Raw genomic sequence first — 14615 nt, 5'->3', positions numbered from 1 at the left:
TAGAAATAGTCATTATAAAAAACGACAAGGAAAGGAACTCAAATGATCACTATACAGCGCTTGATATTATTCGCTTGTTTTTTATGTGTACTTTCTGCCTGTCATCCTAATCAACCGGTTAAGGATAGTCAGTTAGCATTAATGAAAACGACGGATCCTAACGCCCTCATAACAGATAAAAATAAAAATCATTCTCGAGTGAAAGAAATTGAAAAGGATGTAAATTCTTTTCCGGAACTTTACGATGTTGCTGTTATCAAAGGGAAGAAGGATATACTTGTTGTTTATAAAGTTAAGCATTTACACCGGTTTGGTATGAAAAAGATTGAAAAGAAGGTAAACAAAATGCTTGAAAAAAAATATCCGAAAGAAAACTTTACTGTTTCAAGCGATTATAAAATTTTTCTCGAAGCTGTGAGGCTAGAGGAGAAAATGAAGTCCCCAAAATTTTCTCATCAACAGGCCGAAAAACGCTTTAAGGAAATCGTCAAAATGACAGAAAATATAAAGTAGGAAAAGGAGCTTGAAGATGGCTAGTAAGGAAAAAAATAAAAATATGACGCTTCAGCAGCGGAACTATCAACAGCTGCAGCAAAAGCATGAAATAAAAAGACCGATTGTGAAGAATTGTTTGAAAGCATTTTTGGTTGGCGGAATTATTTGCGTTATTGGCCAAGCTATCAGTTATTTTTACATTTATTTTTTTAATTTCACAGAGCAGAGTGTTGGAAATCCAACTGTGGCGACAATGGTCTTTTTATCGATGATTTTCACTGGGATAGGTGTCTACGACCGTATTGGACAATTTGGAGGGGCGGGGAGTGCAGTGCCCGTTACAGGTTTTGGAAACGCAGTTATTTCTGCGGCCATCGAACACAGGACAGAAGGGTTTGTTCTAGGTGTTGGCGGGAATATGTTTAAACTTGCTGGATCAGTGATTCTTTTCGGGGTTTTCTCGGCTTTCGTGGTCGCACTAGTTAAAACTCTACTAGTGATTTGGGGGGTTTTGTAATTGTTAAAGGGGCATCAATCATGGGTCTTCACAAACCGTCCGATGATCACGGCAACGGGTGTTACAGGTGGTCCATTTGAAGCGAATGGAAACTTAGCGAATGACTTTGATCTTTTATATGAAGACTTATGGATGGGAAAAGAGTCCTATGAGAAGGCCCATCGTCATCTACTTGAAGAGGCAATAAAGAGGGCCTTAGATAAAAGAAATCTCGAAAAAGAACAGATTCAATTTCTATTTGCCGGTGATTTAATCAATCAGATTACACCAACGAGCTTTGCAGCACGGACGATGCAAATTCCCTATTTTGGCCTTTTTGGAGCCTGCTCGACATCAATGGAGGGGCTGGCACTTGCTTCTTTCGTTGTAAATTACCAAGGGGCGCAAAATGTGCTTACAGGAGCCTCAAGCCATAATGCGGCTGTAGAGAAGCAATTCCGTTACCCGACAGAATATGGCGGCCAAAAACCACCTACAGCACAATGGACAGTAACTGGAGCGGGGGTAGCCCTTATCCAGCCTAATGATCCAGGGCAATTATTCCCGGTGACCACTTCAGCGACAATTGGAAAAGTTGTTGACATGGGATTGACAGACCCATTTAATATGGGCGGGGCTATGGCACCAGCGGCGGCGGATACAATTATGGCTCATTTTCGTGACATGCAATTGGATCCTTCCCATTATGACTTAATCGTTACAGGTGATCTGGGACGAGTGGGACATGATACTGCTTTTGAACTTATTAACAAGAGCGGCCTAAAAATGGAGAGAAAGCAATTTCAGGATTGTGGGTTATTGATATATAAAAACAATCAGCCAGTTCAAGCTGGGGCAAGCGGCGCAGGCTGTTCAGCGACGGTTCTATATGGCCATTTATTAAACCAGCTGAAAAAGGGTATATATAAACGGATATTAGTTGTTGCAACCGGGGCCTTATTGTCCCCACTCAGCTTTCAGCAAAATGAATCGATTCCGTGTATTGCCCATGCTGTTGCTATTGAGATGAATCAAGAAAAGGGGTAATTTAATGCTCGCGATGTTTTTCTGGGCCTTTATAATTGGCGGATTAATCTGTGTTATCGGACAGCTTTTATTTGATGTAGCAAAATTGACTCCAGGACATACCTTAAGCTTGCTCGTCGTCATCGGGTCGGTATTGGATGGGTTCGGGCTTTATGAACCCCTAACAGATTTTGCCGGGGCAGGGGCGACGATTCCGATTACTAGCTTTGGCAATTCTCTCGTACATGGAGCATTGCAAGATGCTGATAAACATGGAATTATTGGTGTGCTAACGGGGATGTTTCAAGTGACTAGTTCTGGAATCTCAGCAGCGATTATTTTTGGATTTATTGGCGCCCTTGTTTTTAAACCCAAAGGATGAAATACACATTTTTTTCATTCAGTTTATCATTATGTAAGTCATGCCCATACACTTTATTAGGTCATTTCATATGTTAATAATGAGATTACTTAAGTGAGGTGACTATTTTATGTGCTTTGGTGGTTATGGAGGCTGCGGTTACGGAGGCTACGGTTACGGAGGCGGCGGTTTCTACGGCGGTTCAACTTTCGTATTAATCGTGGTGTTATTCATACTTTTAATCATTGTTGGTGCAAGCTTCTATTAATAATCAATGAGCTTGACTCGATGGTAGGGGTTGGCCCAGAAAAGTGGCCAGCCCTTTCTTTACCACTTATTCACCATTTTCTCTTTCCTTCATACAATAAAGTAGTTTATGAAGGAGCGTGATTATTGAATATGGATAATGGGTTCTTTAAAAATATAGAGAAGAAAACGGGCGTTAATATGAAAGATATCTTTGATTTAGCTAATTCCCTACAAAATGCTAATTTTAAAGATGAAAAAACGGTCCGTAATGTGATTCGGAGAGTTTCTCAAATTGCCAATAAGCCGGTAAATAAAGAAATGGAAGATCAAATTGTAAAATCGATCATTAACGATGGGAAGAAGCTTGACTTCAATACAATCACAAACATGATGAATAAAAAATAAAAAGGGAAGACCAACTCCTAATAACTTTAGGAATCGGTCTTCATCTTTTTATATAGAGGTGCTAAAAACCGCGAGCGATTTGCTTTCTTCCCCCGTCTAGATTGTGGAACTGAGATAAATAACTGTTCCTCTGCACGAGTCATCGCTACATAAAATAACCTTCTTTCCTCCTCAAGAGCAGAAAAATCGCCGCTTCGATGCGCCTCTAAAGAAAAGTCATGGGGCAGGCTGCCATCAACAGCACCAATTAAATAGACGGTTTGATATTCAAGGCCTTTTGCCCGGTGAATTGTACTTAAACTAACAGCATCGGTAAAATGCTTACTAAGGTTTTTGATTTCCTTATTCATTGCTGACATATGCTCGGCATGGGCCAATAATGCCTCTATCGTAGGGAAGCTTTTTGCTGCAACCTTTAAATCTTTAAGATCATCTGATCCTTTTTCCAGCTTATTTGCTTCATTCCCTCGTTTCTTCAGAAAATCGAGAAAGCCGATGTCTTTTTCTATTTTTTCGATGGCTGTATGCGGTGGCAACTGCTTTAAGCCGCGAATAACAGTAACCACCTTTTTTAACTTTTTTTCTTGAAAAGCATGGGCAGTTTTCAAGTGGGAGAGCGCCTCAAGAAAACTACAGTCTTTGAGAATACTTTGTGCTTTTACTTCTTTCAGTACGGTCTGTTTTAAAAATAAAAATGGCAGTATCTCGGATATTGCATGTGGGTCATCTTCATTTAAACTAACTTTTAGAAAAGATAGGGTGCTTCTAACAATATAACGGTCATAAAAGCTTTCAGAATCTTGATCCATTTTAAAAGGAAGGTTTGAGCTTGCTAACCGCTCAAATACAGCACGGGAGCCAGCGTTTGTTCGATAAAGAATCGCAAAGTCTGATGGATTTGCCCCTTTTGAAATCCGCTCCTGTATATCTGTGACAATCATCGTTGCTTCTTCCTCTTCATCATATGGGAAAAATAACAGAGGCACTGTTCCAGAAGTAAATTGTGCCCTCATTTTCTTCGTTCTTCGGACTTTATTACCAGCAATCATTTGATTGGCAGCTGCAACAATTTCATGAGAGGAACGGTAGTTTTGTTCAAGGGTAACCAATTCGGCATAGGGAAAGTCTTTTTCAAATTCTAGTAAATAGCTCGGGTCACTGCCCCTAAATGAATAAATCGCCTGATCATCATCCCCAACCGCACAAACATTTTTATGTTTGCCTGATAGTAGTTTGATGAGTTCATACTGGACCTTGTTAATATCTTGAAACTCATCGATTAAAAAATAATGAAAGCGGTTCTGATATTGCTCAAGGAGGGTAGGGGTAGAGCTCAAAAGCTGATAACAGCCAATCAGCATGTCATCAAAGTCAAAAAATCCTTCTCTATGCTTGTATTCTTCATATCGTTTGTAGAGAAAGACGGCTTTTTCTTCCCATTCAGATGCCGGATTTATTTCAGAAGGCATCAGCAGCGAGTTTTTCCACAAGCTAATTTGCTGAAGTACTAAGTCGTAGGCAAATTCTTTATCAGACAAATCAAGTTCCTTGCCAGCATCCTTGAGAATTTTATCCCGCTGCCATTCTTTTTTTAGCAGGTTGTTTGCAGACCAATTAGCGGCATCATGGAACATAAGGATGCGATAAAAAATACTGTGAAACGTACCGGTTACAAGTTGATTGACTTTTGCCCGATTCATTTGTGGGTATGATTGTAGCCTGTTCTTCATTTCAGCAGCAGCTTTTGACGTGAAGGTAACGAGCATAATGGTCCGTGGATCAATCTGTTTAACTTCAAGCATGTAAGCGGTCCGTGCAGTTAACACTCGTGTTTTGCCACTTCCTGCACCTGCAAGGACTAATAATGAACCTTCAGTATCAAGGACAGCGGCAGTTTGATATTCGTCTAAGACAACGCCGTTTTCTGCTAATTGCTGCAAATAAGGCGAATGGGTAAGCTGCGTGCCTCCATTTGACTGATTAAATGGAACTGTAAATTCAATCTGTTTTGCGGCTCTAAAAGGTTCTGTACTAATGGGGTTCTCAGTAATAGTTCTGCCTTTTGGAATTTTAAAACCGTTTCGCTCGATATATTTTTCAGAATCGTCTGTTTTAACTAGTGGAGGACTCGGATCTGGACAATGCTGTTCAAGTAGATGAGTGTGAAAAAAATGTGGAGTGGCCACGTTAATACCCAAATATAATCGAACCTTTTCATGGCATACAGGACAGTTCAGCTCGCCATTTTTTCCAGCGAGATATATTTTTTGATATTGCTCTCGATCTAAGTGTTCAAGGTCAATATTCAGTTGTTGATATATTGCTGTTTTCATATTTTTAAACCTCTATTTCTCTAAATAAGACCTGTTAATCATAACAAAAACAACTAGTATCCGAAAGTGTTTGCTTGAATATACAGCAATATAAAAAAGCACTTGCCTGTGAATTTGGGCAAGTGCATCGTTAAGTTATATTTTTTTAATCATCGTTTTATGGGGAATTCCCGCATCCAAGAATTCCTCTGAAACAACCTCGTAACCAAGTCCGGCATAAAAGGGAATGGCATGTGTTTGCGCATTTAATTTTAATTTATGAATTTCAAGTTCCCGAGCGTAATTCTCGATTCCATTCATGATTGCTTTTCCTGCTCCAGTCTTCCGCGCTTCTTTTAAGACGCAAATGCGCTCGACTTTTCCATAGCCATCAACGAAACGAAATCTTCCTGCCCCGATTGGAGAACCCTCATGATACATAATAAAATGAGTGGCCTCATCCTCGAATTGATCGATTTCCTCTTCCAATGGGACATTCTGCTCGTCAACGAAAACTATCTTTCTTACTGAATATGCTTCTGCAAGTTCTGTTTGATTTTCTACGACTTTAACTGTCAAGTTCAATTATTCCCTTCCGAGACGAAATGTTTCATAAACGGTCCAAGAACCATTTTCTAATTGATAAAGCAGGTGAAAGCGGTCAACCTTTTCTTCATAATTAACTTTGGTCATACGGAGTGAACCATAGACGTCTGAGTGCTCATCATTGGAAAGATTTTGACCAATGGTAATATGGGGTACAAAAGCATATTCTGAATTTTGTCCACCAAATTCATGATTAATATCGGAATGCAAGGCAGTAAGTTCTTCCGTAGGATCTATTTTAAAATAGATGACATTATTTACTGGTTGAAAAGAGCTTATTTTGGAAGTCTTTAATGTGAAAGGATTTGTATTGCAGGCGATTTGACGTAATTTATCAGCCAAATCTTTAGCATCCACTTCCGTTGCTTCAAAGGCATTTTTTATCGTTAAGTGTGGAGGAATTAGGGCATAGTGTGGGTCATAGCGTTTCCGATAAGAATTCACTAAGTCTTGAAGCTTTTTTGATGGGAAAATGACAACTCCAAATTTCATAGGTATACCTCCGTTTAAATGATTTATTTCAATCATATGTTGATTGCTATCCGACATGAAAAATAGCTCATTCTATATTGCCTTCCTGATATTATAGCAAATTTTCGAAATATATTAAATAACTTATATTACATGATGGAAACTAGTGACAATAGTTCCATGACTAAAATAACATTTTAAGTGCTCGTCTTAAATCTGGCTGCCAATAGGTCCAGGTATGATTCCCAACAATCTCTTCATAAAAATATGTAAATGGTTTCTCAGAGAAAATTTTTGAAAGATCTCTGTTTGGGCTTAGAAAATCACTTACTTTACCATCCGTCATTTGTACTTCCGTTTCTTGATTTCCAATCACATGATAAATTTCAACAAGCTCCGGTTCCGAAAAGTCTCGGGCCAATTCTAACACCTGATCATCCACATAAGGTGACTGCAAAAGCACTTTACCAAAGGTGTGCGGGTATTGAATCGCTGTCATTAACGAGACAGTGGCACCTAAAGAATCCCCAATTAGTGCCCTCGTTGAGCCCATATGGTAGGTAGGAAACTCATTGTCGAGAAAAGGAATTAATTCATGGGCAAGAAAACGAATATATGGCTGATTCTGTGCTCCTTTTGGATGGTATTTCCTGCGTCGATCTTCAACATTCTTGTAGGGTATTCCAACAATAATTAAATTTTCAATTTCTCTTTCAAAAAGAAACTCGTCTGCCAATCGGCCTATCCTGCCGAGCTGAAAATAATCGCGACCATCCTGCGCGATTAGCAGAGAGTATTTATAGAGTGGCGAGAAGTTTGCAGGCAGATAAACAAGCAGTTGTATATCTTCTCCCAACTCGATGCTATGAAAGGTAAGTTCTTTGATTGTGCCTTTTGGAAACGCCATATGACAAAACCCCCAATATTTCGATTAATACAAGTGAATTTTATCATATTTCAGCTAAAAATACTTTTAACAAAAGGGTAATGAGCTGTGGGAAGGGTAGTTCTAGAAGGTTAGTGGAGGTGTCGGTTTTTTGAACGTGTTTCTGGGATGATGGATAGAATGTTTTCCCGTTTAAAGGTGCGGACTTGTTTTCGAAGCATGCAATAGGCACGAATGTACGTGTCATTTACTTCCCTAACAATCAATTTCCGTTGCGATAACTCCTGGTTTTCAGCAAGATAAATCATTTCTAACGGAATATTATCTTCCATTGAACGAATAAAAAGTCCATCCATGTGAACCACTCCTTTCTAATATTTATAGTATTATTATATCCAAACATTTGTTCTTTATTCAGGTGGAACAGAACAAATATTCCCTTTTGTTTTATTGTTTCCAAAAAAATCGAAGTAAAATATGTAGAAACGCTTATCGATTTCGAAGTGGGGGTGAGGATGTTTTTAGGAAGGAAAGATAAAAAGACATTGACATTCTAAAAAATTTTTATATAATTAAATTTGTACTTAATAAGAGATCTGTTAGCTCAGCTGGGAGAGCGCAACCTTGACAGGGTTGAGGTCGGGGGTTCGAACCCCTCACAGGTCATACTTTTCAGTCGTATCAAGGGTTTCGCTAGGATTTTGCAAAATTAGTAAGAAAGTGGTCGATGTTAGACCCTTTTCTTGCAACTAAGACCACTAACCTTCTTAAAAAATTGAGAAGGAAGTGGTCTTTTTTATGTTGTTGAAATTTGCTATTCAAGATTTTAAAGAGGATAGGGAGTTCAAAAACCTGTCAGAACAAACCATAAAAACTTACATGTTCCAACTTAATGAGTTCCAGTCTTTTTGTTCAGAGAAGGAAATTCTTAATGTGGAAGATGTAACAGCAAATACAATGAAATCATATTTTCTGTTTTGTATGAAATCAAAAATGAACAATCCAGTGACTGTTAATACAAAGATTAAAAATCTTAAAGCGTTCTTCAACTACATGATTGAATGTGAAGTAATTAGTGAGAAGCGAAATCCAATGTCTAAGATTGAAAAGTTAAAGACAGACACCAAAATCGAAGTGTTTAGCGATAATCACATTAAACAAATGTTGAACTATTATCGGAGGTTAAAAGGTAGGGAGCATTCATTCCATGCCTACAGGGACTATACAATAATTATTACTTTCCTTGGAAGTGGAATGCGTTTAGGTGAGCTGTGTAATCTTAAGTGGAAAGAAGTGGACTTAATAAATGGGACAATTATTGTATTTGGTAAAAACCGTACTCAAGCAAGTATTCCAATTACTAATAAATTGATAAAGGAACTAGCGGAGTACAAGGTTTTTTGTCAGCAACACTTTAGAGAACCATCTGAGCATGTATTTATAAATAAGGAAAACATGCCAATGACAGCTAATGCCGTTAAAAATGTCTTTAAAAGGTTAAAAACTATTATGAACTTCACAGACGTAAGGTTATCGGCACATACTTTTAGACATACTTTTGCACATAGATTTTTGATGAATGGTGGGGACATATTCACACTCCGTAAGATGTTGCATCATAGTACCTTATCTATGACGGAGAAATACCTTGCAATCTGGGGGACTGCATTGCGAGAGCAAAATGATAAATTTAACCCTTTGAATACACTAGATGTTTAAAGCAAGTTTAGCATTGATTAAAACATAAATTAGATACTAAAGAGGTGCGTTCTAGCGCACCCCATTAATAATTTACATTTTGATGATTATTTACAGTTACGAATCTTAACGTAGTTACCAAACTATTATAGCCATACAATATTGCTAAGCTTTCTCCTTCCAACTTTTTTCAATGATAAATAAAAGGTCTCAGGTTCTTTTAGTCCGAAGATAAGAAGTGGGACATTAATCTTGTTGCATCAAAGGTCTTAAATGGTCAATTTACTTTAATAAGAATTGTTAGAGTACTATGTGAGTGCATTCTGTGGTTCATATTAATCACTACTCCTCTAAAAAGGATATTATAAATGATTGGGTATTATTGAGGTATAATAGAACTTTTTACTACTTACATATGTTCTGTCAAATATATTATAATAATTACATGTTTCGACATTGAAAGGAAGTTAACTTTTATGATAGATGTAGTAGAATTATTCGCTGGGGTTGGTGGATTTAGGGTCGGTCTTGAACGAAATGGAGGATTTAATATAGTTTGGGGCAACCAATGGGAGCCTTCAAAAAAAGTTCAGTATGCGTTTGATTGTTACGCAGAGCGGTTTAAAGGACAAGGTGTTCATTCAAACGAAGATATTGCCAATGCAAAATATAATGTTCCCCAACATGATTTATTGGTAGGAGGTTTTCCTTGTCAGGACTATTCTGTTGCACGTTCTTTAGCAAATGAAAAAGGAATACAAGGAAAAAAGGGTGTTCTATTTTGGGAAATTATAGATATAGTTAACATGCGAAAGCCAACATTTGTACTTCTGGAAAATGTAGATAGGCTTTTGAAATCACCAGCTAAGCAGAGGGGAAGAGATTTTGCAATAATGCTTGCAAGTTTCAGAAATGCTGGTTATTTTGTTGAATGGAGAGTAATAAATGCAGCCGATTACGGCTTTGCACAAAAGCGAAGAAGAGTATTTATTTTTGCCTATCGTGATAATACAAAGTATGCTGAAAAACTAAAAAATTTCTCACATCAAGAAATAATCCATGAAAAAGGATTCTTTGTATCGGAATTTCCGATTAAAGGAACATCAACAAAACATCCAGCTTCAACGGATGAATTGCCATTGGATATAGTTGATATTTCGGATAAATATAGTGCAACTTTTAGAAACGCTGGTTTTATGAAAAATGGAATTTTTTATACTGAAGAGATAGTACCTAGTACAATTCCTTCAAAAACTCTTGGGCAAGTTTTAGAGGAAGCAAAAAAATACCAAACGCGTGAAGAAATTGAAAAATCGTTCTTGGATGAAAATCAAGTTGGGAAAAACGGCAAGACCACACGTGAAATGTTTGAATACATGAAAGGTCCTAAAAAGGTTGAAAGGATTGCGAATAATGGTCATGCTTATACCTACTCTGAAGGTGGTATGAGTTTCCCTGATGATTTAAATAGTCCTGCTAGGACAATGTTAACCAGTGAAGGAACCAAAAATAGAAGTACACATGTTGTGAGTGACCCTGACAGTGGTAGATTAAGAGTTTTAACACCTGTTGAATGTGAACTCCTTAATGATTTTCCTCCAAAATGGACGGAAGGAATGCCTGACAAAGCAAGATATTTCTGTATGGGTAATGCTTTGGTTGTTGGGTTGATTGAAAAAATGGGAAAAAAAATTATGGAATTATACACTGAGGAAGTTACTTCTATCGAGCGAAATTATGTTAATTTGGTTCAATCATTACAAGAGGAAAACAAAGAATTGGTTAACCGTGTAAAGGTTTTAGAAGAATTAAATGCTAAGCTAGTTAAGAACAACTGATATTAATATAAAAGTGTTTATTGTAATTAAGGGCGGTCATACTGACCGCTCTTTTTCGTTGTTTTACAAAAGGGATGGTAGTTCCTACATTTAATAACCTGTTTTTTTATAGGATTGGCTAGGTAAAAAAAGGGGGGGGAGACTATTACCATCTTATTGATTGCTAAGCATGAAAGTAATACAGCAAGCAATGCGGATATAAATAGAAAAGTGCATCCATACATACATTTATGTTATTTTGATATAACGAAAAAACGAGATTCACTTTAGTGGTTCTGTATAGTGGATTATCCATCGTTAATAAAAAAATCACTTATTTACTGTATTACTGATTCACTTATACACATATAATGGTAAAAAAGTGATAGATTGACAAATAAGTTTGATTATACTAATATATCAATGTGATTTTTAAAAATTTCTGAAAGAGGGATAGAGATGGAGTCAAAATATGGAGACGTTTATATAATTAATAACAAGTTAAATCACAAGGTTTTAAACGGTGAAGGAATTGACGGCAGTTTACGTTTATCTCAACATAGAAGCAATCTTAAAAAGGGGATTGAGAGAAATAAACCACTCCAAGAAGATTATGATAGGTATGGTGAAGATGCATTTGAATTTAAAGTGGTAATAAAAAGTATTGACCGTAAACTTTGTCAATCACTATTAATAGAGCTATTCTCAAGATTGGATATGGCATATAACAAAAGAGATAAGAGCGGTAAAAATATTAGAAAAATCGAAAAGGGGGAATTATTTGTTCCTGCAACTATTTATAAAGAGATTGAAGAATTCATAGAACAATGGAAAGAAAAGATACCTTGCTATGAAGAATTGCTGATTGAGTTAAAAGATATGAAAGCTGGATTTGAATCTAAGTCTGAGAAATTATATCAAAGAGAATTTAAGAATTCTTTCCTAAATTCGAAGGCTTATACAGAAGAAACTCAAAGAGTAGCAAAATCATTATTTAAAAAAACAGCACCAATTGAAGAACAATTAGGAAAGGATTTGTACGATTTCTGCATTGCAGAATTAAGACGCGTTCTAAAGTCATTAAGTGCGAAGACTATTAGAAGCCTTCAAGATAAAAAATCAACTATCGAACAATATATAAACTTTGCAATTGAGAATAAGAAATCGATTTACAAGTGCAATTTAGCATCTGCATTTGATTCAAAAGAAAAACTAGAAGACCTAATCGATAAAGAAGCAGAAGAGAATATGATATTCGACAGAGATGAAATCATGGAAATAGCAATGAATTCGGATAACCCTCAAGATGGAGTTGTAGTAGCGTTACTATTCGAAGGATTAAGTCACAAGAATGAGTTTGAAGAACTGACTAATCTTGTTAAGCAAGACGTAGACCTTGACGAAAAGACTATAACTGTTAATCGTGAGAATGAGGAAGGTGAGAAGAAGGATTATAAGATTCCCATTAGCCACGAGACAAAGATACTGGTTGAAGGTTCTATCAATCAAGAAAAGTATATTAGTATCAAAGGTGAATCTACTCGTAAATATAAAATCGCAGAAGGAATTAATGTTCTAAGGGGTTTAAGAGGCAAAGCGAAGGTAAAGGCTCAAATCATAAGCCAGAGAATACTTAGGATAGCTGAAATTTATGATTATTCATATCTGAACGCAACAATCATATCTTATAGTGGACAAATATATCACGCAAAGAAAATGATGGGGGAAGCAGGGATGACTCTTGATGAAGTGGTTTCTATCATTTTAGAGAGATTCGGAGTACCTGACAATCCTTCTTCACGACATTACCTTAAAACTAGGATATCGAATTACACAGAAGATATAGGTCTAAGATAAATAGCTAGTGAAATGTAACTATATTCAATTGTGAATTTAGGTCTTAAAATCAAAACGAAAGGTTGTTGCCCTATGATAGGGAGTTCATGTCGAATTTACAAAACTTGTAAAATTTGCGGTCAAACCAAATGGTATAAAGAATTTGGTTCAAAGGGAAAAAGAAAGAGGAGGACTTATTGCAAACAATGCAAAAATCGAAAAGATGAATTAAAAAGTTCTTCTCCCTATTTCCAGTACATATTTGACCCAAGTTTGCTAAAGAAATCAGATATTGAAGTTCGAATAAAGTTACCATCTAAGAAAAGAATCCGATATAAAGTTTCATACGAACAAGCAGTTTTACTGGTAAATGAAGGGATGGCTGGAATAGTTCATGAAACCCTAATTCATAAGTTTTACGATAAACAAACTTTCAAACAAATGATTTTAATGAGACATAATTACACTTGTTGGTATTGTGGAAAGTATGGTGACACAATTGACCATGTAATACCAAAAGTCCATGGAGGTATAAGTAGTCCCAATAATTGTGTTTGTGCCTGTAAAAGGTGTAATAAGAATAAAGATAATCTCACATTGCAGGAATTCCTTTTCTATATTGAACCCTTAACTACAGGTGAAAATGTCCAACTTTTGCATTTAAAGCAACAATTACTGTATTTGATACAAACTTTTAAATCATTGAGTAGTCAATTGGTAAATGCGGGAGTTATACATGGGCATGAACAGTTAATTCAGAAAATTGAGCGGGTTGAAAATATATTAAGAAAACTAAAGGTAGAAATGATTGAAAAGGGAAAAGTAAACTTACATTTATAGAAGTATATCAGAAAATTAAGGCAACCAATAGTGGTTGCTTTATTTATTAGAATGGAGGATAACATATCCACCCATTGAAAAGAAAAAAGCATGGAGCACCACAATCCACGCCAACAAGGTGTAAAAAAATCCGATACGAGACGGATAAAACAAGTCTAAAACACTATGTGAAAACTAATTTCTACAGTCTTTTTAACAGTAATTACGATGGAGCATATTGATTTTTCAAAATGATTTTGGTAAACATTGTAAATGCGATAATGTTCTTGAAAATATTTTCAAAAATTTTTTTGGATTTTGTGTAACTTTTTCCTTAGTAAATACTATATATATTGTAGGGCTTTATTTTTAAGGGTTATCAGTATAAATACGGGCAATATAGTTATGATTTTTAAAAATATTTTCAAAAATTTTTTGGGGATTTTGTGTAACTTTTTGATTAGGAAATGCTATATATAGTGTAGAGCTTTATTTACATAGGGTTATCAGTGTAGGGTAATTCCAGTACTAAATACAGAACAGTGGGTATCTACAAAGCAATTTAATGTTTATAAATAACAGTTTAAAGAGCAGCCATGTGGCTGCTCTTTTGATTTCAAGAAGGGAGGAATCATAATAAAAAAATAAAGATGAAGCTTAGATAAGCCTAATTGTCAGTATTGGTCAATAATTAATCAAGAGTTGCCAAACCCTTAAATAATAAAAATAACAATAATTTTGGAGGAAGTAATTTTGAAAAACACTAAGACAATAACCAAAAAGGAATCAAGACATATACAGCTTAAAGAAATTACGCTGAGTAAACAACAATTAATTAATTTGGTCAAGAATGAATTGTTAAAATTTTACATTGAAAAGCTTACCGATATCGATTCTTATTCTGTTGTAGAAAAAGAAAAGTTAATTAACATATTACAGAATTTAGCATATGAGAAATACAATAAAATGATAAACAATAAAATTCCAAATAAATTCCCATTTGATTATGGCTATAACGTTAAAGTTGTTATTAAGGATGACCTTAAAGGGTGCGGTAATCTTGAGCTTACTATTAACTTAATACCTAGCTGGATTAAATCATTTAGTCTTAAAGAATTAAATAGAAAGTGAGAGATAA

The 14615-nt window shown here is 35.9% G+C and carries 16 protein-coding genes and 1 tRNA gene; 12 read left to right on the top strand and 5 right to left on the bottom strand.

Features of this window, described 5'->3' with window-relative positions; genetic code table 11:
- The first annotated feature begins 42 nt into the window (after nucleotides 1–42).
- The 6 genes from RTR43_RS09145 (at nucleotide 43) to spoVIF (ending at nucleotide 3032) form a co-directional block, all read left to right on the top strand.
- Nucleotides 43–513, top strand: a complete 471-nt coding sequence (locus RTR43_RS09145) for a YhcN/YlaJ family sporulation lipoprotein (protein ID WP_312471267.1) — start codon at nucleotides 43–45, stop codon at nucleotides 511–513.
- 16 nt (nucleotides 514–529) lie between these two features.
- Nucleotides 530–1012: a stage V sporulation protein AC gene (spoVAC, locus tag RTR43_RS09140; RefSeq protein WP_312471266.1), complete on the top strand. Its 483-nt coding sequence runs from the start codon at nucleotides 530–532 to the stop codon at nucleotides 1010–1012.
- Nucleotides 1013–2038 (top strand): stage V sporulation protein AD, encoded by a 1026-nt coding sequence (spoVAD, locus tag RTR43_RS09135; protein WP_312471265.1) that lies wholly within the window; start codon nucleotides 1013–1015, stop codon nucleotides 2036–2038.
- Between the two features lie 4 nt (nucleotides 2039–2042).
- Nucleotides 2043–2399, top strand: a complete 357-nt coding sequence (gene spoVAE / locus RTR43_RS09130) for a stage V sporulation protein AE (protein WP_312471264.1) — start codon at nucleotides 2043–2045, stop codon at nucleotides 2397–2399.
- 109 nt (nucleotides 2400–2508) lie between these two features.
- On the top strand, nucleotides 2509–2646 hold the full coding sequence (locus tag RTR43_RS09125) for a YjcZ family sporulation protein (protein ID WP_248733800.1): 138 nt from the start codon (nucleotides 2509–2511) through the stop codon (nucleotides 2644–2646).
- Between the two features lie 131 nt (nucleotides 2647–2777).
- Complete coding sequence (gene spoVIF / locus RTR43_RS09120; RefSeq protein WP_248734009.1) at nucleotides 2778–3032, top strand: sporulation-specific transcription regulator SpoVIF; 255 nt, start codon at nucleotides 2778–2780, stop codon at nucleotides 3030–3032.
- Between the two features lie 26 nt (nucleotides 3033–3058).
- Here the strand turns inward: spoVIF and RTR43_RS09115 are convergent, their stop codons facing one another.
- The 5 genes from RTR43_RS09115 to RTR43_RS09095 form a co-directional block, all read right to left on the bottom strand.
- Complete coding sequence (locus RTR43_RS09115; RefSeq protein WP_312471260.1) at nucleotides 3059–5365, bottom strand: ATP-dependent helicase; 2307 nt, start codon at nucleotides 5363–5365, stop codon at nucleotides 3059–3061.
- Nucleotides 5366–5500: 135 nt separating this feature from the next.
- Nucleotides 5501–5923 carry a GNAT family N-acetyltransferase gene (locus RTR43_RS09110; RefSeq protein WP_312471337.1) on the bottom strand — a complete coding sequence of 141 codons (423 nt, stop codon included), beginning with the start codon at nucleotides 5921–5923 and terminating at the stop codon, nucleotides 5501–5503.
- A gap of 6 nt (nucleotides 5924–5929) precedes the next feature.
- On the bottom strand, nucleotides 5930–6442 hold the full coding sequence (locus tag RTR43_RS09105; protein WP_312471259.1) for a YjcG family protein: 513 nt from the start codon (nucleotides 6440–6442) through the stop codon (nucleotides 5930–5932).
- Between the two features lie 163 nt (nucleotides 6443–6605).
- Nucleotides 6606–7328: an alpha/beta hydrolase gene (locus RTR43_RS09100; protein ID WP_312471257.1), complete on the bottom strand. Its 723-nt coding sequence runs from the start codon at nucleotides 7326–7328 to the stop codon at nucleotides 6606–6608.
- A 110-nt stretch (nucleotides 7329–7438) separates the two neighbouring features.
- A complete protein-coding gene (locus tag RTR43_RS09095) occupies nucleotides 7439–7663 on the bottom strand; it encodes a hypothetical protein (protein ID WP_312471255.1) in 225 nt (74 codons plus the stop codon).
- Nucleotides 7664–7900: 237 nt separating this feature from the next.
- Between RTR43_RS09095 and RTR43_RS09090 the strand changes: the two genes are divergently transcribed.
- The 6 genes from RTR43_RS09090 to RTR43_RS09065 all read left to right on the top strand — a co-directional run bounded on the left by RTR43_RS09090 (nucleotide 7901) and on the right by RTR43_RS09065 (nucleotide 14608).
- Nucleotides 7901–7973, top strand: a tRNA-Val gene (locus RTR43_RS09090).
- Nucleotides 7974–8105: 132 nt separating this feature from the next.
- Nucleotides 8106–9026 carry a tyrosine-type recombinase/integrase gene (locus RTR43_RS09085; RefSeq protein WP_312471253.1) on the top strand — a complete coding sequence of 307 codons (921 nt, stop codon included), beginning with the start codon at nucleotides 8106–8108 and terminating at the stop codon, nucleotides 9024–9026.
- A gap of 455 nt (nucleotides 9027–9481) precedes the next feature.
- Nucleotides 9482–10843: a DNA (cytosine-5-)-methyltransferase gene (gene dcm, locus RTR43_RS09080; RefSeq protein WP_312471250.1), complete on the top strand. Its 1362-nt coding sequence runs from the start codon at nucleotides 9482–9484 to the stop codon at nucleotides 10841–10843.
- Between the two features lie 438 nt (nucleotides 10844–11281).
- On the top strand, nucleotides 11282–12679 hold the full coding sequence (locus RTR43_RS09075; protein WP_312471248.1) for a phage lytic cycle repressor MrpR family protein: 1398 nt from the start codon (nucleotides 11282–11284) through the stop codon (nucleotides 12677–12679).
- Nucleotides 12680–12751: 72 nt separating this feature from the next.
- Entirely contained in the window at nucleotides 12752–13498 is a 747-nt protein-coding gene (locus tag RTR43_RS09070) for an HNH endonuclease (RefSeq protein ID WP_312471245.1), read from the top strand.
- Nucleotides 13499–14230: 732 nt separating this feature from the next.
- Entirely contained in the window at nucleotides 14231–14608 is a 378-nt protein-coding gene (locus RTR43_RS09065) for a hypothetical protein (protein WP_312471242.1), read from the top strand.
- The last annotated feature ends 7 nt before the right edge of the window (nucleotides 14609–14615 follow it).

The organism is Neobacillus sp. (assembly GCF_031988165.1).
Lineage (GTDB): Bacteria > Bacillota > Bacilli > Bacillales > Cytobacillaceae > Neobacillus > Neobacillus rhizosphaerae.
This window is presented reverse-complemented; position numbering and strand designations above follow the sequence as displayed.